The organism is Brevibacillus nitrificans (assembly GCF_003710965.1).
Lineage (GTDB): Bacteria > Bacillota > Bacilli > Brevibacillales > Brevibacillaceae > Brevibacillus > Brevibacillus centrosporus.
Window position 1 is genome coordinate 86,985 of record NZ_RHHU01000028.1, and the last position, 18,031, is coordinate 105,015.

General features: G+C 51.5%; 19 protein-coding genes and 1 pseudogene. 19 read left to right on the forward strand and 1 reads right to left on the reverse strand.

What is annotated here, in order from left to right:
* Positions 1-7: 7 nt before the first annotated feature.
* The 15 genes and pseudogenes from EDM59_RS30320 (at position 8) to EDM59_RS30390 (ending at position 13,969) form a co-directional block, all read left to right on the forward strand.
* A complete protein-coding gene (locus EDM59_RS30320; protein ID WP_092275134.1) occupies positions 8-1,030 on the forward strand; it encodes a sugar ABC transporter substrate-binding protein in 1,023 nt (340 codons plus the stop codon).
* 121 nt (positions 1,031-1,151) lie between these two features.
* Complete coding sequence (locus EDM59_RS30325; protein ID WP_122926994.1) at positions 1,152-2,642, forward strand: sugar ABC transporter ATP-binding protein; 1,491 nt, start codon at positions 1,152-1,154, stop codon at positions 2,640-2,642.
* Position 2,643: 1 nt separating this feature from the next.
* Positions 2,644-3,642 (forward strand): ABC transporter permease, encoded by a 999-nt coding sequence (locus EDM59_RS30330; protein WP_092275128.1) that lies wholly within the window; start codon positions 2,644-2,646, stop codon positions 3,640-3,642.
* A gap of 156 nt (positions 3,643-3,798) precedes the next feature.
* On the forward strand, positions 3,799-4,464 hold the full coding sequence (locus EDM59_RS30335) for a TetR family transcriptional regulator (RefSeq protein WP_122926995.1): 666 nt from the start codon (positions 3,799-3,801) through the stop codon (positions 4,462-4,464).
* 114 nt (positions 4,465-4,578) lie between these two features.
* Positions 4,579-5,691, forward strand: a complete 1,113-nt coding sequence (locus tag EDM59_RS30340) for an amidohydrolase family protein (protein ID WP_183193080.1) — start codon at positions 4,579-4,581, stop codon at positions 5,689-5,691.
* Between the two features lie 18 nt (positions 5,692-5,709).
* Positions 5,710-6,123 carry a Rieske (2Fe-2S) protein gene (locus EDM59_RS30345; RefSeq protein WP_122926997.1) on the forward strand — a complete coding sequence of 138 codons (414 nt, stop codon included), beginning with the start codon at positions 5,710-5,712 and terminating at the stop codon, positions 6,121-6,123.
* A gap of 102 nt (positions 6,124-6,225) precedes the next feature.
* Positions 6,226-7,077 (forward strand): MetQ/NlpA family ABC transporter substrate-binding protein, encoded by an 852-nt coding sequence (locus tag EDM59_RS30350; protein WP_122926998.1) that lies wholly within the window; start codon positions 6,226-6,228, stop codon positions 7,075-7,077.
* A 103-nt stretch (positions 7,078-7,180) separates the two neighbouring features.
* Positions 7,181-8,314 carry an N-methyl-L-tryptophan oxidase gene (gene solA, locus EDM59_RS30355; RefSeq protein WP_122926999.1) on the forward strand — a complete coding sequence of 378 codons (1,134 nt, stop codon included), beginning with the start codon at positions 7,181-7,183 and terminating at the stop codon, positions 8,312-8,314.
* A gap of 62 nt (positions 8,315-8,376) precedes the next feature.
* A complete protein-coding gene (gene map, locus EDM59_RS30360; protein ID WP_122927000.1) occupies positions 8,377-9,120 on the forward strand; it encodes a type I methionyl aminopeptidase in 744 nt (247 codons plus the stop codon).
* Positions 9,121-9,500: 380 nt separating this feature from the next.
* On the forward strand, positions 9,501-11,030 hold the full coding sequence (locus EDM59_RS30365; protein WP_122927001.1) for an acyl-CoA carboxylase subunit beta: 1,530 nt from the start codon (positions 9,501-9,503) through the stop codon (positions 11,028-11,030).
* A 12-nt stretch (positions 11,031-11,042) separates the two neighbouring features.
* Complete coding sequence (locus EDM59_RS30370; protein ID WP_122927002.1) at positions 11,043-11,828, forward strand: enoyl-CoA hydratase/isomerase family protein; 786 nt, start codon at positions 11,043-11,045, stop codon at positions 11,826-11,828.
* On the forward strand, positions 11,829-13,196 hold the full coding sequence (locus tag EDM59_RS30375; protein ID WP_122927003.1) for an acyclic terpene utilization AtuA family protein: 1,368 nt from the start codon (positions 11,829-11,831) through the stop codon (positions 13,194-13,196).
* A 3-nt stretch (positions 13,197-13,199) separates the two neighbouring features.
* Positions 13,200-13,523, forward strand: a complete 324-nt coding sequence (locus EDM59_RS30380) for an AtuA-related protein (RefSeq protein ID WP_122927004.1) — start codon at positions 13,200-13,202, stop codon at positions 13,521-13,523.
* 5 nt (positions 13,524-13,528) lie between these two features.
* Positions 13,529-13,672 (forward strand): annotated as a pseudogene (locus EDM59_RS31545) (AMP-binding enzyme); the annotation flags it as partial.
* 84 nt (positions 13,673-13,756) lie between these two features.
* Complete coding sequence (locus tag EDM59_RS30390; RefSeq protein ID WP_092275094.1) at positions 13,757-13,969, forward strand: acetyl-CoA carboxylase biotin carboxyl carrier protein subunit; 213 nt, start codon at positions 13,757-13,759, stop codon at positions 13,967-13,969.
* A 79-nt stretch (positions 13,970-14,048) separates the two neighbouring features.
* On the opposite strand, the gene EDM59_RS31275 is transcribed toward EDM59_RS30390, so the two are convergent.
* A complete protein-coding gene (locus tag EDM59_RS31275) occupies positions 14,049-14,213 on the reverse strand; it encodes a hypothetical protein (protein ID WP_170184482.1) in 165 nt (54 codons plus the stop codon).
* Between the two features lie 226 nt (positions 14,214-14,439).
* Between EDM59_RS31275 and EDM59_RS30395 the strand changes: the two genes are divergently transcribed.
* The 4 genes from EDM59_RS30395 to EDM59_RS30410 all read left to right on the forward strand — a co-directional run bounded on the left by EDM59_RS30395 (position 14,440) and on the right by EDM59_RS30410 (position 17,725).
* Positions 14,440-15,129 carry a response regulator transcription factor gene (locus tag EDM59_RS30395; protein WP_122927005.1) on the forward strand — a complete coding sequence of 230 codons (690 nt, stop codon included), beginning with the start codon at positions 14,440-14,442 and terminating at the stop codon, positions 15,127-15,129.
* Positions 15,130-15,135: 6 nt separating this feature from the next.
* Positions 15,136-16,506: an ATP-binding protein gene (locus EDM59_RS30400; protein WP_122927006.1), complete on the forward strand. Its 1,371-nt coding sequence runs from the start codon at positions 15,136-15,138 to the stop codon at positions 16,504-16,506.
* The gene (locus EDM59_RS30405) at positions 16,503-17,063 is read left to right on the forward strand and encodes a PepSY domain-containing protein (RefSeq protein WP_122927007.1); all 561 of its coding nucleotides are present in this window, start codon (positions 16,503-16,505) and stop codon (positions 17,061-17,063) included. Before EDM59_RS30400 ends, EDM59_RS30405 begins: the two co-directional genes overlap by 4 nt.
* 92 nt (positions 17,064-17,155) lie before the next feature.
* Positions 17,156-17,725 (forward strand): PepSY domain-containing protein, encoded by a 570-nt coding sequence (locus EDM59_RS30410; protein ID WP_122927008.1) that lies wholly within the window; start codon positions 17,156-17,158, stop codon positions 17,723-17,725.
* The last annotated feature ends 306 nt before the right edge of the window (positions 17,726-18,031 follow it).

Consider the following 18,031-nt stretch of genomic DNA (forward strand, 5'->3'; position numbering starts at 1 on the left):
AACATCCATGAAAAAGAAATTTGGTCTGCTCGTGACTCTTGCATTGACAGCATCGCTCGCCCTGACAGCGTGCGGAAACGGTGGAGGGGCGGCTGCTCCGAACGGCGCAAACGGCGCTTCCGGCGAGAAAGCGAAGAAAATCGCATTGATTATGCGCCAAAATGTGGGGACGTTCTCGGCGCAGTACATCAACGGGGTGAAAAAGGAAGTGGAGAAAAACGGCGGAGAGCTGACTGTTTTCAATGCAGACACCGATCTGGCGAAAATGGCTTCCAACCTGGATGCAGCGGTGAACCAGCACTTTGACGGAATTCTGATCGACCACGGTACGGCAGAAGCCCTGCAGCAAGGCACCCAAAAGGCGGTAGACAAGAAGATCCCGGTTGTACTCTTTGACACCGATATCAAAATCGCAGGAGTACCAACCGTTGCGCAGGATGACCAAAAGCTGGCTGACCTGAGTCTCGAGAAGCTTGCTGCGGACAACGGCAACAAAGGAAACATCGTAAAAATCTGGGTAGCTGGCTTTGCGCCAATGGAAAAACGCCAAATCACCTATGATGCGTTCCTGAAGAAATATCCGGACATCAAGGAAGTAGCCGCTTTCGGTTCGGCTACCAACAATACTGCTTTGGATACACAATCCCAAATGGAAGCAATCCTGAAGAAATATCCAAACAAAGGTGACATCACAGCGGTATGGGCAGCATGGGATGAGTTCGGAAAAGGCGCGACGCGTGCGATTCAGCAGGCAGGACGCACCGAGATCAAAGTATACTCCATCGACCTGAGCGACGAAGACCTGCAAATGATCCAAGAACCAAACTCTCCTTGGACAGCAACAGCTGCGGTAGACCCATCCAACATCGGTCGCATCCAGGCTGAAACAGTGTTCAAAAAGATCAAAGGCGAGGAAGTACCAGACAACGTAAACCTGAACCCAGTGCTCGTACAACAATCGGACCTGCCAAAAGACAAAAAAGTAACGATGGCTGATCTTTCCCAATACGTGCAAGAGTGGGGCAAATAAGATCGTATAGATGAAAGGATTGGCTATTCCCGTTGAACCTCTCAACGGGAATCTTCCTTATTTATAGAAAAGAATGGATGGATTTCTTAGCCAGTAAAAGCGCAACTAGGGGGTGGATAGATTGTCTACTTTACACATGCAAGGCATCGAGAAGCAGTTCTCCGGAGTGCCTGCACTGCGAACCGTTGATTTTGAAGTGAAGGCAGGGGAGGTTCACGCGCTGCTCGGAGCGAACGGAGCAGGAAAAAGTACGCTGATGAAAATTCTCACGGGCGCCTACCAGGCAGATGGTGGAACCATTTCGATTGACGATCAAGCGGTCCAGATACAATCCCCGCAGGATGCCAAGGCGCTGGGAATTCAATGTGTCTATCAGGAAGTCGATACGGCTTTGGTTCCGTATTTGAGTGTCGCGGAAAATATTTTGCTGGATCAGCTCGTCCAGGACAAAGGCTCGAGCTTCGTAAGCTGGCAGCGTTTATACGCTCAGTCCGAAGAGCTGCTCCGTGGATTCGGATTCTCCATTCCTGTTCAAATGACAGTAGAAGAATGCTCGCTGTCGGAAAAGCAGCTCATTCTCATCGCGCGGGCGACTGTGCAAAAGGCCAAGTTTGTCATTTTCGATGAACCGACAGCTCCCCTGAGCACGAAGGAAAGCGAACGGCTGTTTCACATTATCGCCCAGCTGAAAAAGGCAGGCGTCGGTATAATCTATATTTCTCACCGCCTTCCGGAAATCTTTGAAATTTGTGATCGCATCACCATCATGCGTGACGGTCAGCACGTGATAACGACGGAAACACAGGCGACCAATATGGACGAGGTCATCAGTCACATGCTGGGAAAAAGCTTTGCGGAGGAATTCCCGAAAGCTGTTGTCGAGATTGGCGAGCCGATCTTTGAAGTCACCGGTGCCAAAGGCGGAAAGGTGCGCCATGCCGATCTGACTGTACGCGAGGGAGAGATCGTCGGAGTCGTCGGCCTCGTGGGTGCCGGGAAAACCGAGCTTGCCCGCTTGCTGTTCGGAGCGGACGCGGCAGAAGCGGGAGAGATCAAGCTGAAAGGAAAACAGCTGCGCATCCGTACACCAAAAGACGCCGTGGATGCAGGAATCGTTCTCGTGCCAGAGGAAAGACGAAAAGAAGGCATTTTCGTAGAGGAATCGGTAAAGAGCAACCTGTCTGTGGCAACGATCTCCAAGTGGTCTCCGTTCGGCTTTATCCGCAGCGGATTGGAAGCCGGTCTGGCGAAGGATCTGGTGCAGCGTCTGGGTGTGAAGACAGCGGATATTAGCCAGCTGGTTGGATTTCTCAGCGGGGGAAACCAACAGAAGGTCGCGATCGGCAAATGGCTGGAGACGGACGCCAGCATCTTCATGTTCGACGAGCCGACCAAGGGCGTGGACATTGGGGCGAAAAGCGATATTTATCGACTGATCGGGAACCTGGCTGAGCAGAAAAAAGGTGTTCTCTACTTCTCCTGCGAGTTCCAGGAGGTCATCGGGATCGCGGATCGAGTTCTCGTCATGTTTGAGGGCAGGATCGTAAAGGAACTGAGTCGCGACCAAGCGACACAAGAATTGATCATGTATTATGCTAGCGGAGGTGAGTAATGTGGAAGGCAAGAAATTCAGTCTCTTTGATTTTGTATACAAATACGGGACGGTAGCGGTGATCGTCATCGTCATGCTGGTGTTCAGCCTGACCAACCCGTATTTCTTTACCTATGACAACATTACCGACATCCTGCGGTCCATCTCGATTGTGACCTTTGTTGCGATCGGTGTGACGTTTTCCCTGATTGTGGGTGGGTTTGACCTCTCTGTAGGCTCGACGGTGTCCTTGACTACAGTCGTCGCGGCCTCCATGATGGTGTGGCATGAGCAAGGTCCTTTGGTTACCCTGCTTGCACCTATCGTCCTGAGCCTTCTCGTCGGACTGATCAATGCACTGCTGGTCGTAAAAATCCGCATTCCGGATTTGCTGGCAACACTGGCGATGCTCTACATTGTAAACGGGATTCATATGACCTATTCCAAAGGCTACTCTATCTACGCAAACATGCCGATGGAGGATGGATCCGTGGCACCGGGTAAATTCCAGGAATGGTTCCTGTGGCTGGGACAAGGGGAGATCGCTTCTGTTCCTGTGCCTGTTATCTTGACCTTCCTGCTCGTAGTCGTCACGCATATTTATTTGACCTACACACGTCAGGGACGGATGCTGTACATGACGGGCGGAAACCTGGAGGCAGCACGTCTCTCCGGTATTCCGGTTGATCGCTATCGCACGCTTGCTTACGTCTTGTCTGCGCTTTTCGCGGGTCTGGGCGGGATGCTCCTCGCGGCAAGGATCGGTACGGGTCAAGTCAGCAGCGGCGGCTCGATGCTGATGGACGCGGTAGCAGCTGCTTTCGTAGGCTTCTCCGTTTTCGGTGCCGGGAAACCGAATGTCTTTGGTACCTTTGTCGGTGCCATCCTGATCGGGGTGCTGCTGAACGGAATGACGATGCTCAACCTGCCTTACTACGCCTACGATATTGTCAAAGGGGTCGTATTGGCGCTGGCTTTGGCTGTGACGTACTATCAGCTTCGCCGGAAGAGAAAGGCATAGGAATACAACTGCATGGCTTGAGACTGCGGGACTCTTCTCATGGAGGGGTTCCGCTCTTTTTCGCACCTATTCGCGTCCACATCCCGGGAGAGGTTTTTTTACGCTTCTCCTGAGATATAATGAAGCGAACGATTTTTTCGAAGGGACGATATGGGAATGGCGAGAAGAGAAATCCAAGTCAAACGAATGCTGCAGTATTTTGTGGAGGCGACGGTAGAGCTGATCGAGGAAGAAGGCATCGAAAATGTTAGTGCGCGCAAAATCGGCGAGCGAGCGGGCTATACCAGCTCGACGATCTACAACTATTTTGATGAGCTGTCGCATTTGATCTACTTTGCGTCTATGCGTTTTGTAAAGGAATATTTGCAAGAGCTTCCGGATTATTTGGCGCGTGGGAATACATACGTAGAGAAGTACATCTCGAGCTGGGAGTGTTTTTGCAAGCATTCTTTTGAAAAACCGCAAATTTACCATGCCATCTATATCGCCGATTTGGGGAAGAAGACGGACGAGATGGTCAATCATTATTTCTCCATCTACTCGAGTGATCTGATCGGCTTCACGGACGAAATCAAGCCGATGCTCTACGACCCGGATTTGACCTCTCGCAGCAAGGCGCTATTGGAGCTGGCACAAAAGGAGCAGGACATCGACGCCGCAACGATTGAAGAGGTAAATGAGATGTGCGTCCTGATCTGGGAAGGGATGATCACGACCGTTTTGAACAAAAGACGGGACATGAAGCCGGAAGAGGCCGCAGAAAAAACGATGAGGTACATCCGCAATATGATGAGTCCTTTGCAAGAGGGGCGAGCAAGGTAAGTATTTTCACTTGACCCTCGTTTTTCAGGGGCTCATAATAGATTCATGCCGAAAAATGAACGTGTTCATAAATTGAACTTAGTAACAAAATGATTGGGTAAGGGTGGGAGAGGCGTGACAACCAGAGAAAAGCATAATGGGTTAATCGACTGCGACGTGCATCCGGTCCTGAGCGATTTTAACGAATTGGTCCCGTATCTTGATGAATCCATTCAGCAGTACATGAACATCGGCAAGTTTGCCAAGGGCGCTCTGAGCAAGCAAAACAGCGGCTCCTTCAAATTCCCGGCTTCGGCCTACGCGAATCCGCTTCCTGTGCCATTGCGGGCAGATGCGTTTCCGCCGAACGGAGACATACCCGGGAGCGATCCTGCATTCCTGGCGAGTGATTTGCTCGATCGTTGCCAGACAGATTATGCGATTTTAAACATTGGGCATGGAACGATGTCAGCCTTTCACAATGTGGAGGTTGCCGCCAAGTACACGTCTGCCGCCAATGATTGGCTCTATGACAAATGGGTGAAAAGCGATCCGCGTTACCGAATGACGATGGAGATTACCCCGCTTGATCCAATGCTTGCTGTACAGGAAATCGAACGAATCGGGAAGCGCCCCGAGATTGTCGGGATTAACATGCATTGTGTGAATATTCCGTTAGGCAAGCGTCATTATTGGCCCATCTACGAGATTGCCGAAGCGTATAATTTGCCCATCGTGCTGCATCCTGATACGGAGGGAACCGGGGAATATGCTGCCAGCTTTGGGGTAGGACCTGCTTCGACTTATATGGAGTGGCACACGTCTCTTGGACTGATCGGACAGCGCAACGTGATCAGTCTGGTGTGTGAGGGAGTCTTCGAGCGGTTCCCCAATCTGAAAGTAAACTTCATCGAGTATGGCTTCTCCTGGATCGCACCCACGATGTGGCGCATGGATAAAAACTGGAAGGCGCTGCGCCATGAGGTGCCATGGGTCAAGATGCTCCCGAGCGAGTATATCCGCAGAAACATCCGTTTTGGCACGCAGCCGATTGAAGAGCCGGCACGCCCGAAGGATTTGGTTGAGCTCATTCAAATGATTGATGCCGAGCATATGCTGCTGTTCTGCAGTGATTACCCGCATTGGGACGGAGACGAGCTGGATCGCGCTTTCCTCCATTTTCCCAAAGAGCTGCGGCATAAAGTCTTTTACGAAAATCCGCTGGCATCATTCCGCCTACAACCGTAGAAAAGGAGCACGAGCATCATGAGATCACAGGAAAAACATCGTCTCGTCTTGTGTTCCGCAGAGGAGCTGCAGGAGGGAGAGCGCAGGCTTTTTGAGGTAGACGGAGTCGAGATCGGCCTGATCCGGGCGGAAGGAGCCTGCTATGCCTTTCGCAACAGCTGTCCCCATCAAGGTGTACCCATGCTGTATGGATCGGTCGTAGGCACGATGCTGCCTTCCGAGCCGCAAGAGTACGTGTATGGGCTCCACAACGAAATCATTCGCTGCCCGCTGCATGGATGGGAATTCAACCTGAAGACAGGCAAAGCGCTGTTTTCCCCTCAGGTTTCCATCAAGATGTACGACGCAAAAGAAGAGGGCGATGAGATCGTACTGTATTTGGACCGAGAGCCGCAGCAGATCGTTCCAAAGCATTTCGCCTGTGCGCTGTGAGAGATAGTTTGCAAAACTGCACTTGACGCAAGGTAATAAAAGGATTACGATCTAATTCGTATTATTCGCATCGGAAAACATAGTTATTTTAGGGAGGTCAACATGAAGAAATCGTACGTATCCCTATTCCTGTCGCTCGTAGTGGCACTTGTGGTAGCTGGTTGCGGAGGCGGACAGGGACAAGATCCGCAAGCAGGTGGAGAAGCGAATGCAGGGAATGCTGGTGCAGGACAAGTGGAAAAGCTGAAGGTCGGCATCATGTCCGGTCCTGAAGAAGACATCTGGAAAGTGGTAAAGGAAGTAGCGGCCAAGGATAGCCTGGATCTTGAGCTCGTCGTGTTCAGTGACTACGTACAGCCGAACAAGGTACTGGAAGATGGACAGCTGGATGCGAATGCGTTCCAGCACGTGCCGTACCTGGAGGAATTCAATGCCGGTCAAGGGACACATATCGTGAAGCTGGCTGACACGATCAACTACCCGATCGGGATGTACTCCAAAAAAGTCAAAGACGTAGCGGAATTGAAGGAAGGCGATCTCGTCGGTTTGCCGAACGATCCGACGAACGGAGCGAGGGCGCTGATCCTGTTTGAACAAGCAGGTCTGATCAAGCTGAAGGAAGGCGTTGGGGTAAAAGCGACTATTCGCGATATCGTCGACAATCCGAAGAAGCTGGAGTTCAAGGAAATGGACGCGGCCTTCCTGACCAAAGCGCTGGATGACTTGGCGGCTGCTGTCATCAACAGCAACTTTGCCATCGAAAGTGGTCTGGTTCCGACCAAAGACGCGATCTTCATGGAGCCAAAGGATTCTCCGTGGGTGAACATCATTGCGGTACGGGAGGCGGACAAAGACAAGCCTGTTTTCCAAAAGCTTGTGAAAGCCTTCCATTCGGATGAAGTGAAAAAGCTGGTGACAGAAAAATACGGAGATTCGATGGTTACGGCTTGGTAATCGAGTGAATCTGACCATTCTTTGATGAAAAGGTCTTCTTCCTGTAGGGGAGGGGACCCTTTTCTTTAGACATAACGGCACGGAAAAGGAAGGGGAAAACGGGATGAATCACACATATGATGTCATTGTTTTGGGAGCAGGCTCGATGGGGATGGCGGCAGGCGCTTTTTTGGCGAAGCAGAATGCCAAGGTATTGCTGATGGATGCTTTTGATCCTCCACATGCCAATGGCAGCCACCACGGGGATACGCGGATGATTCGCCATGCTTACGGGGAAGGCAAGAAATACGTTCCGATGGTGCTGCGTGCACAAAAGCTGTGGGAAGAGCTGGAGGCTGAGACAGGCAAGCATCTGTTTGAGCGTACAGGCGTACTGGGGCTCGCCAATATCGGCTCTGCCTTTTTGGAAGAAGAGATCATCAGTGCCAAGCAGTTTGATTTGCCATTGGAGATCTTGATGGCGGAGGAAGTGAGAAAGCGCTGGCCGGGTATCACCGTGTCTGATGAGATTATGGGCGCATTTGAGCCGAGCTCGGGTATCCTGTACAGCGAGGAATGCATCCAGGCGTATCGGCAAGTCGCTACCCGGCATGGCGCAGCTTTGCTCACGAATACTCCTGCCAAATCGATCACCTATCATGCAGATGGGGTCACCGTTCACACAGAAAAGGGAGATTATCATGCCGACAAGCTGATTGTAACAGCAGGATCTTGGACCGGTTCCTTGCTGAAAGATTTGGAGATTCCTCTGCAGCCGTTCCGCAAGACGGTGGCATGGTACGAAGCGGACGAGGCTATGTATGGGCTCGGGAGGTTTCCTTCGTATTTCATGGATCTGCCGAATGATCGCTTCTACGGCTTTCCAAGCATTCAAGGTTCCGGCTTGAAGATCGGCAGTCATGATGCAGGCAGCAATACCGATCCTGATCGGGTGAATCGCCTTTTTGGCAGCGAACCGGATGATGACGGTGATCTAGGTACGGTCGCGCAAAGGTTCTTTCCGGGTGTTACCAACAATCGGGTGCGTGGGCAAGTGTGTCTCGTTACATGGACGCCGGATCACGACTTTATTATCGACCGCCATCCCAACCATGACCACGTGCTGCTCGTTTCGGCTTGCTCCGCGCACGGATTCAAATTTGCCAGTGTTGTAGGTGAGATTTCCGCACAGCTGACTTTGCAAGGGAAAACGGATTTCGACCTTACACCGTTTGCGCTGAGTCGGTTTGTGAGATGAGAAGAAGAGTTTGCCGGAAATAGGATATAATGTGGATCATTCTGATGTGTAGGAGGAATTGCATGTCCATTCAAAATGAAATGGATCTTATCTGTCTAAAACGAGTGGGCAAGATTGTGGCAGAGGCGAGAGAAGCGATGCTGATGGCAGTCTGGCCGGGTGTATCCACGAAGGAATTAGATGAGATCGGGAAAGCAGTGCTAACAAAGCACGGTGCACATTCAGCCCCGAGGCGAGAGTACGACTTTCCGGGCTACACGTGCATCAGTGTCAACCATGTCGTCGCTCACGGGATCCCCGATGACTACCAGCTTAAAGAAGGCGACATGATCAACATCGATGTGTCTGCCGAGCTGGATGGGTACTACGCAGACACAGGGGCTACCACCGTCGTCGGAAACGGTGATCAAAAACGGCAAGCGCTGTGCAAATGTGCGGAGGATTCGCTGTACAAAGCGCTCGCTTCCGCAAGAGCAGGCTCAAAGCTGAGTCAGATCGGGCGAGTTGTTCATAATGAAGCGCGGCAGAAGGGTTTTACCGTCGTGAAAAATCTGACAGGACACGGAATCGGAAGAAGGCTGCATGAGGAACCGACCCATATCCTGAATTACTACGACAAGTGGGATAAACGACTGCTGACAGAGGGCTTGGTCATTGCGGTGGAAACGTTTATATCAACCGGTGCAGAGTATGTTCAGGAAGGTCGGGATGGTTGGGCGCTGATCACGCCGGACAAGAGCTTGGTAGCTCAGTTCGAGCATACGGTGGTCGTGACGAACGGGCAGCCGATTATTCTAACCGCATAGCTCGCAAATGAGAGTGGACTCCACAGCGAAGGGAGTCCTTTTTTAACGTATAAGAATTGATAAGCGTAATGCTTATGAATTCTGGAGCGCATGGCGAAGTGCCTCAGCGTCCGCTTCTGGCATTCCTTCGGTAAATCTTTCCGCTAAAACGCGGTCGCTCCTCCATGAGATGGCCTCGCTAGAGGTTTTCTTATTGTCTCAGTCGTCGCTTCCATTGATTACAGGTGTATCAGTATCCGTACAGTTGTGCGGACCCACTAACAAATGTGTGTGCAGACAGCGCCCCTTTGCAAAAGCAAGCTGGGGCTTTTCGTGATTCGTAATGACTGGCATATGTGTTGCAAACAAAAAGGAGCGAAGAACAAAAAGGAGGAGCTCCCATGCACAATCCCAATCAGAAGCTAAAAGACGAAATCGAGCGTATCAGGCAAGGCGGGGATGCCAAATACCATCAAAATCTCGAAGCTCAAGATAAAATGTTCGTTCGTAAAAGACTGGAGCTGCTGTTTGATGCAGATTCCATCGTAGAGGACGGTTTGTTCGCCAATGCACAGGCACCTGATCTTCCGGCAGATGCCACCGTGACTGGCATGGCGACGATTGACGGCAGACCCGTTTGTTTCATGGCCTCCGACTCGACAGTGAAAGCGGGCTCCTTTGGCAGACGGACTGTGGAAAAACAGATTCGTATGCAGGAAAAGGCGATGGAGCTGCATGTGCCGATTTTGTACCTGATCGACTCCGCAGGCGGGCGCATTACGGACCAGATCGAGATGTTTCCCGGACGCAGACACGGAGGCAGACTGTTTTACAACCAGGTGCAGCTATCGGGGATCGTTCCTCAAATCTGCATCCTGTTCGGTCCGTCACCGGCGGGCTCCGCTTATATTCCTGCTTTTTGCGATCTGACCATTATGGTGGAGAAAAATGCGAGTGCTTATCTGGGATCACCGCGGATGGTGGAGATGGCGATTGGCGAGAAGACGACGATGGAAAACATGGGCGGCGCGCGCATGCACTGCAGCGTGAGCGGACTCGGGGACGTACTCGTGCAATCCGAGGAAGAGGCGATCGCCGCATGCAAGCGATACCTTAGCTACATGCCGCAAAGCTGGAGGGAGAAGCCACCTGTGACCGAGAGACGCGAGCCAGTCGCTGGGCGGCCACTGGCAGAAATCGTTCCGGAAAACCAAAATGTCCCCTTTGATATGAAGGAGCTGATCATGCAAATTATCGATGAGGACACGTGGCTTGAAGTGAAGAAGCTGTGGGCGCAGGAAATCATCACCGGACTGGCGCGAATGGGCGGCAAGGCAGTCGGCATCGTCGCGAACCAGTCCAAGGTAAAGGGTGGCACACTGTTCGTCGACTCTGCGGACAAAGGCGCCAGATTCATCTGGCTTTGCAACGCCTTTCAAATACCACTGCTCTTCTTAAGCGATGTACCCGGCTTCATGATCGGCTCGCAGGTGGAGCGGCAAGGAATCATTCGCCACGGAGCCAAGATGCTGTCTGCCGTCTCGGAAGCGACCGTGCCCAAGCTGTCCGTTATCGTACGCAAATGCTACGGGGCGGGCCTCTACGCGATGGCAGGTCCAGCTTTCGGAACGGATGCGACGATTGCTTTGCCCAGTGCTTCCATCGCCGTCATGGGACCTGAGGCCGCGATCAATGCCGTTTACTACAACAAAATCATGAGTCTTCCCGAAGCAGAGCGAGCGGATTTCATCGCCCAAAAACGCCAGGAGTACACGGAGGATATCGACATTTACCGTCTGGGCTCGGAGCTGGTCATCGACGACATCGTCCCGTACGAGAGGCTGAGATCCGACGTCATCGCTCGGTTCAAGCTTTACCAAAACAAGCAGCCTGTCGTCTATCCAAAACGCAATGCTATTCATCCGGTGTAGGAGGTACTGGTTATGGACAAGGAAGCTGTCTTGTATGAGGTCAGGGATACGATCGCAAAAATCACGTTGAATCTGCCTGAGATGCGCAATCCATTGACGACACGCCTGACCAGCGAACTGATCACCGCCATCGAAGCAGCGGATCAGGATGAGCAGGTAAAAGCAATCATTCTTACGGGGAATGGGCCGGCCTTTTGTGCTGGGGGAGATATGAACGAGTTCAAGGAGAATTTCAGCAAAAGCGTTCCACAGCTCTACTTCGAAGGAAAGGAAGGCACGCGCTTGTTTGAGCTTGGGGCTGCCATTCGTACGCCGCTGATTGCCTCGGTTCATGGAGCTGCCTTGGGGGGAGGCTGTGGTTTGGTCGCGATGTCCCACCTCGCGATTGCGTCTGATCAGGCGAAGTTCGGGACGACTGAGCTGCGGCTCGGTCTGGTCCCCTTTGTCATTTTGCCATGGATTCGCAGAGCGGTCGGGGAAAGAAGGGCGATGGAGATGATGCTCACAGCAGACATCATCTCCGCGCAAAAGGCGTATGAGTACGGGCTGATTCACCGCATGACCGCACCAGAGCAGCTGGAGGAAGAGTCATGGAAGCTGGCCAGGCTGGTTGCGTCCTACAGTCCATTGGCGGTGAAGCTCGGGATCGAGGCGTTTCGCACGACGGAACAGACAGATTTGCTCACATCCATGGCTCAGCTGAGTACCCTGCGCCTCGTTGCTTTTTCCAGCTATGATTTGCGTGAAGGTGCCACAGCCTTTTTGGAAAAGCGAGCACCGGTTTGGGAGGGGAAATAGATGAGAACCATACGGATCGGAGCTGCTCAAGGCTTCTACGGGGATTCCATCCTGCCCGCTGTGGCGAGCGTTCAACGGGGAAACCTCGACTATTTGTGCTTCGACTGTCTAGCAGAGCTGACGCTGGCAATCCTGCAAAAGGACCGCAAGAAGGATCCTTCCAAAGGGTATACGCGTGATATCGCTTCCTCCATGCCAGCTTTGCTGCCGTACATGAAGGAAAAGGGCTTCAAGATCCTGACGAATGCGGGCGGCACAAACCCGCTTGGCGCGCAGCAGGAAGTCCTGCGAATGATTCGGGAGCAGGGAATCACAGGCTTGAAGATAGCGGTGGTGACCGGAGATGACATTTTGCTGCGGCTTTCTGAATTTCGCGAGAAGGGAATTTCGCTCTCCCATATGGAGGATGGTCGGTCGATCGACGACGTTTTGCCGCGAATCAGCTTTGCAAATGCGTACCTGGGGGCTTGGCCCATCGTAGAGGCACTGCGGCAAGGAGCGGATATCGTGATTACGGGACGGACGACGGATTCGGCCCAATTCCTCGCCCCGCTGATCTATGAATTCGGCTGGAAAAAGGACGATTGGGACTCACTCGCCCAAGGAATTCTTATGGGGCATCTGATGGAATGCTCCGGGCAGGTGACAGGAGGCAATTTCAGCGGCGACTGGCAGGCAGTGGAGGAGATGGATCAGCTCGGATTCCCGATCGCCGAAGTGGAGCAGAGCGGTAGCTTTGTCATTACCAAAGCTGAGGGAACTGGCGGACTTGTCTCTATCGAAACAGTAAAAGAGCAGATGCTGTACGAAATCCACAATCCGGCTGCCTATATGACGCCTGATGTAGTTCTGGATATGACACAGGTCGTGCTGGAGGAGTCCGGCAAGCATCGCGTTCGCGTCCGAGGAGCAAAGGGAAAGCCCAGCCCGGATACGCTCAAAGTCGTGATGGGGTATCCAAATGGCTATGTCGGCCAGGCGATGGTCGGCTATTCCTGGCCAAATGCGCTGGAAAAGGCAAAAGCAGCTGATCGGATTGTGCGAAAGCAGCTAGAGCGCATGGGCTGGCAGTATGAGGAGGTGCAGACTGAGTTTCTAGGCTACAACTCTCTGCACGGGCCACTCTCGACTCTTCCGGAGGAAAATCTCAATGAGGTGTATTTGCGGATGGCGGTTTGGACTCCGCAGAAGGAGGCTGCCGCCAAGTTTCCCCGATTGTTTCCTCCTTTGGCGCTGAGCGGACCGCCGACGATGAGTGGGATCGGTGGGATGACTGCGCCCCGTGAGCTTTTTGGGATGTGGTCCTGTCTTGTTCCGCGAGAAGTGGTGGAGAGCAGAGTCGAGGTCAGCCTGGTGGAGGTGGGGTAGTACATGGGAAACGTACAATTGCGCGAAGTAGCCTTTGCGCGTTCGGGAGATAAGGGAAACACCGTAAACATCGGGTTGTTCGCTGCCCGTCCGGAGTGGTATGAGGTGTTCGTGAGAGAAGTGACGCCAGAGCGGGTCAAAGAACACTTTCGAGGCTTGGTAGAAGGAGAGGTGGAACGTTACTTGATGCCCAATATTCACGCGATGAACTTTGTCTTGCGGGGAGCATTGGCTGGTGGAGGCTCTACTTCTATCCGAATGGACAATTTGGGCAAATGCTTTGGGTCCAATCTTCTGCGCATGGAAATTGAAGCAGGCGAGGCTTGACCTAGGATGACGAAGGATTTTTGTATATCGTGGATCGAAAGAAGGATATGATCATAACCGACGGCGAAAATGTATATCCAGTAGAAATAGAGCAGGTTCTGTTTCGACATCCCCTGGTTCGGGAGGTGGCGGTGATCGGTGTTCCAGATGTGAGAGATGTCGTTCATGGTCAAGAATGCAGCGCTCGTAGAAGTCGAATAAGCGAATAACTACCGCATAGGGGAGGAATCAGAATGAGCAAAATTGTGGCAAGTATGGCGGGAAATGTGTGGAAGGTACTGGTGCAGCCGGGAGACGCTGTGGTAGAGGGGCAGGATGTCGTGATCTTGGAGTCCATGAAAATGGAGATTCCGATCGCAGCGGAGAGCAGCGGCACTGTCAAAGAAGTGAAGGTGAGCGAAGCTGATTTCGTCAACGAAGGGGATGTTCTCGTAGAATTGGCGTGAGCGGACCGCAATCGAATAGAGAAGCAAAAGAAAAACAAGCTGCGAGTTTCTGCCAGCTTGTTTTTTTCATAGAATGGCCTTAATGGTAGTCGAGCAGCATTCCATGGCTTTCAAAGACCCCGTCTACTTCATCGTGCATTGCAAGCATGCCGTCTGGAGTGTCCATTGGGGAGGCCATGGATGCCCCCAGTACAATCGAGGAAATAGCGGCAGCAAGAGCTCCTGCGATTACTAATTCTTTCATGGGGCGGTTCCTCCTTATGAAAGGCTGTCTGCATATTGTCGATTCTCTTACTATAGATAGTATGTGGTTTTTGACTCCGATACTAGACTTTATTTGTGGGAAAAGCCGTTCGTTTTTTACGCTTATCCAAAGTGGGAGATCACTGCTTATAATAGAGAGGGAATACTTCCATCAAGCTGCGAACAGCTCCCTTGCACCTTGATCAAGAGAATGGAGGGAGAGTTTTATGGATAAGGCCAACATTTTACTGATTGAAGATGAGAAGAAGATTAGCAGATTTCTGCAGCTAGAGCTGGAATATGAGGGCTACGAGGTGCTTTGCGCGGAGGATGGGGTGAGCGGGCTTGAGCTTTATGCCAGCCAAAAATGGGATGTCGTGCTGCTGGATGTCATGATCCCCAGGCTCAATGGCATGGAAGTGCTGCGGCGCATACGTGCTTCGGACAGCATCACGCCAGTCATTTTGTTAACCGCGAGAGACTCGCTGCCAGACAAAGTAAGCGGTCTGGATTTGGGAGCGAACGATTACATCACAAAGCCTTTTGCCATTGAAGAGCTGCTGGCGAGGCTCCGCGTCTGCATGCGGATGGCGAACCATCTCAAGCAGGAGACAGAAAACGAGACTGTTACACTGGGGGACCTCTGCGTAGATGAACGCTTGCGCTCGGTTACGCGGGGTGGCAATCCAATTGAGCTGACTCCCCGTGAGTTTGATTTGCTCGTCTATATGGTCAAGAACGCCAACCAGGTGTTGAATCGAGAGCAAATTTTGACAAACGTTTGGGGGTACGACTATTACGGCGACACGAACATCGTTGACGTGTACATCCGCTATTTACGCAAGAAACTGGAAGATCACCTTCATACTCCACTTATCCATACGGTGCGGGGTATCGGGTATTCGATCAAGGGGTAGAAGCTGATGAATATCCGGAACAAGATTCAGGTTTTTTCCTTGGTTTGGCTGGTGCTGATTTTATGTATTACCAACGTCTCGATCTACTGGCTGTTTTATAAGCAAATGACGGATCAGGAAATCGGGAGGCTCCAGCAACAGGCGCAAAACATAGCGCAAACGCTGCATGCCACAGTCAATCAGGTCGATCCGGCAGATTTTCTGCAGGCCTATTTGACGCCAATCGGTATGATCAGAGTCGTGAATGCGGAGGGACACGCAGTTCTTACAGCTGCCAAGGATGTCAAATTTGGCGGTTTGAAGCCCGCGTACAGCGATGCGGAGGTATACCGTTTGGAGGAGAAAGATGGGGTGTTGTATGCAATTGCACAAGTCCCGGTGATCTGGAAGGATGGGACAGTCGTTTCGCTTGAAATGACGAACAGTTTGGCAGGCACCCAGGAAACTATGAGCATGCTGTTGGTAGTGCTCGTGCTGGCTTCGCTGTTTGTGTTATTGCCCGCCCTTTTTGCTGGAAGGATGCTGGGAAACATCATAGTGGGGCCCATCCAGTCCATGATGCTCACGATGGAGGAGATTCAAAAGAGGGGCGTCTTCAAGAAGCTGAATCTGCCGCCGCCTTCAAAGGATGAGCTGTACCAGCTCGGAAATACGTTTAACAAGATGATTGATATTCTGCATCAAAACTTCACCAAGCAGCAGCAGTTTGTTTCAGATGCCTCGCACGAACTGAAAACGCCTTTGACCGTGATCGAAGGCTACGCGACGATGCTGAAGCGATGGGGAATGAAAGAGCCGGATATGCTGGAAGAAGCTGTCGACGCCATCTACGCCGAAGCGGTGCGGATGAAAACGATGACGCAGCAAATGCTGATGCTGGCCAATCCGGACGAGAAATCGGAGCTGGCTTTGCAAGAGGTTGATCTAGTCAAGCTCAGTGAGGAAACGAGCAAGTGGATGAAAAGGACCTATGAACATCCCATTACTGTTCATGTTCGAGAGGAACAGGTGCTAGTGTGTGTAGATGAGCAAAAGATTAAGCAGCTGCTCGTTATTTTGCTCGATAACGCGCTAACGTACAGTTCCAAGCCGATTCAGATCGAGATAGAGCAGCAACCGCGAGCTGTGAAGATTTCTGTTATTGATCAGGGGGTGGGCATTCCCGCAGAAGATTTGCCGCACATTTTTGATCGCTTTTATCGTGTAGACAAGGCACGGGCAAGGGAAACCGGGGGAACCGGACTTGGGCTGTCCATTGCCAAACGCATTGTCGATGCGCACGGCGGAGAAATCAACGTGCTGAGTGAAGAGGGCCGAGGAACTACCTTTATGGTGACATTACCCAAAGAAGTGCAGATATCGGGGGTGAGTCAATGAGGCAGCGGAAAAACATGTGGCTTCTTCTTGGGCTGTTGGTTCTCCTTCTCGTCATCGCCAGTGTTCAGCTGTGGACTGCTGACAAAGAGGATAATCAGATTCCCCGCGACACGATGAAAAAAACGCTGGAGTCTCGCTATGCCGGCAGCGTTACCTCCATTGCGTTGGTGGATGAGGCTGGCAAAGCAGCGTATAAAAGTGTCCTGCAGGGTAAAACCGGTACCTATGAAATTCGCGCAGATGCTTATTCTGGCCATATCCTGCGCATTTCCCTGCTGCAGATTCATGTCAATCATCCAAGCGAGCCTACACCAGTAAAGCCATCTGACCCAGCCAAACCCCAATCCTCTGAAAACGCCGCGTACGGTATCTCGTTAGAGCAGGCGAAAGCCATCGCATTGAAGCAGGTAGAAGGCGTGTTCGACGGTATTGAGATCGAGGAGGTAGGCGGAGCGGCGGTGTATGAAGTAGAAGTGGATACCCCAAATGGTCAGGAAGTGAAAGTACAGGTCGATGCCCATACAGGAGTGGTCCTGTCCGTTTTGTGGGAAGACTAATGATTTTCTCATCAAATTCTAATCTTTTTCTTATGTCCTTCTCATGTGGCCTTCTTATTATGAAGAAAAGCAGAGAATAGGAGTGAGATCATATGAAAAAGATAGCAGCAGCGGCAGTAGTCATGGCCGTAATCGTAGGGAGTATCGGCTTCAGTGCCCAAGCGGAAAACAAAGTGCAAGGGAATAGTGGGGGCGTTCAACCACAGAGTTCCACTGTTTATGTAGAGATCGATGATGATATCCGTGCGGACGTATGGAAAAACGTCAAAATCTCTACGGAAGAGGCAAAAAAGCGCGCGCTTGCCGCACAACCAGGGACGATTCGAGAAATCGAGCTTGAGTGGGAGCACGGCCTTCTCCTCTATAAAGTAGAGATCAAGACATTGGCGAAGAAAGTGGATGTTTACGTGGATGCCACTACGGGCGAGACCTGGAGGGAAAATGATCCGCAGCATAGGCAAAAGGTAGTCAAGATCAGTTTGGAAGAAGCGAAGAAAATTGCTTTGAACAAAGTGCCAGGTACCATCGTGAAAGCCAAGCTGGACGAGGATGATGGGCAATACATCTACGAAGTGGAAATGAGAACGAGCCAATGGGCTGAAGTCGAAATGGATATCTCCGCTACAACTGGTGCCATACTGGATGTGGACTGGGACGACTAGGACCTTGCGAAAAGAAAGCAGCAGAAGCCTTTATCCATGTGGATGAAGGCTTTTGTTCGCACGGGGAAGGCTGCTCTGTGCTGAAATGGATTTAGGGAAATAGGAGATTCTTTTCATTAATTATAAAAAAGCTATTGATTTACGAATGAAATTCTGCTAGATTATAGATCTACCCGCTAACACGAATTACAACGCGGTAGAACAAGTTAAAGTGAGTTTAAAAAAGTTATTGACTTTCTTGCTCGAACTTGATAGAATGAAATCCTGCGGTAGAGGCCGCTAGGTAAAATGCTCTTTGAAAACTGA

Coding starts and splice junctions, on each gene's coding strand:
- EDM59_RS30380 (WP_122927004.1), top strand. CDS start 13,200: ATGGGAAACGTACAATTGCGCGAAGTAGCCTTTGCGCGTTCGGGAGAT.
- map (WP_122927000.1), top strand. CDS start 8,377: ATGTCCATTCAAAATGAAATGGATCTTATCTGTCTAAAACGAGTGGGC.
- solA (WP_122926999.1), top strand. CDS start 7,181: ATGAATCACACATATGATGTCATTGTTTTGGGAGCAGGCTCGATGGGG.
- EDM59_RS30370 (WP_122927002.1), top strand. CDS start 11,043: ATGGACAAGGAAGCTGTCTTGTATGAGGTCAGGGATACGATCGCAAAA.
- EDM59_RS30350 (WP_122926998.1), top strand. CDS start 6,226: ATGAAGAAATCGTACGTATCCCTATTCCTGTCGCTCGTAGTGGCACTT.
- EDM59_RS30345 (WP_122926997.1), top strand. CDS start 5,710: ATGAGATCACAGGAAAAACATCGTCTCGTCTTGTGTTCCGCAGAGGAG.
- EDM59_RS30400 (WP_122927006.1), top strand. CDS start 15,136: ATGAATATCCGGAACAAGATTCAGGTTTTTTCCTTGGTTTGGCTGGTG.
- EDM59_RS31275 (WP_170184482.1), bottom strand. CDS start 14,213: ATGAAAGAATTAGTAATCGCAGGAGCTCTTGCTGCCGCTATTTCCTCG.
- EDM59_RS30395 (WP_122927005.1), top strand. CDS start 14,440: ATGGATAAGGCCAACATTTTACTGATTGAAGATGAGAAGAAGATTAGC.
- EDM59_RS30410 (WP_122927008.1), top strand. CDS start 17,156: ATGAAAAAGATAGCAGCAGCGGCAGTAGTCATGGCCGTAATCGTAGGG.
- EDM59_RS30375 (WP_122927003.1), top strand. CDS start 11,829: ATGAGAACCATACGGATCGGAGCTGCTCAAGGCTTCTACGGGGATTCC.
- EDM59_RS30335 (WP_122926995.1), top strand. CDS start 3,799: ATGGCGAGAAGAGAAATCCAAGTCAAACGAATGCTGCAGTATTTTGTG.
- EDM59_RS30390 (WP_092275094.1), top strand. CDS start 13,757: ATGAGCAAAATTGTGGCAAGTATGGCGGGAAATGTGTGGAAGGTACTG.
- EDM59_RS30320 (WP_092275134.1), top strand. CDS start 8: ATGAAAAAGAAATTTGGTCTGCTCGTGACTCTTGCATTGACAGCATCG.
- EDM59_RS30365 (WP_122927001.1), top strand. CDS start 9,501: ATGCACAATCCCAATCAGAAGCTAAAAGACGAAATCGAGCGTATCAGG.
- EDM59_RS30405 (WP_122927007.1), top strand. CDS start 16,503: ATGAGGCAGCGGAAAAACATGTGGCTTCTTCTTGGGCTGTTGGTTCTC.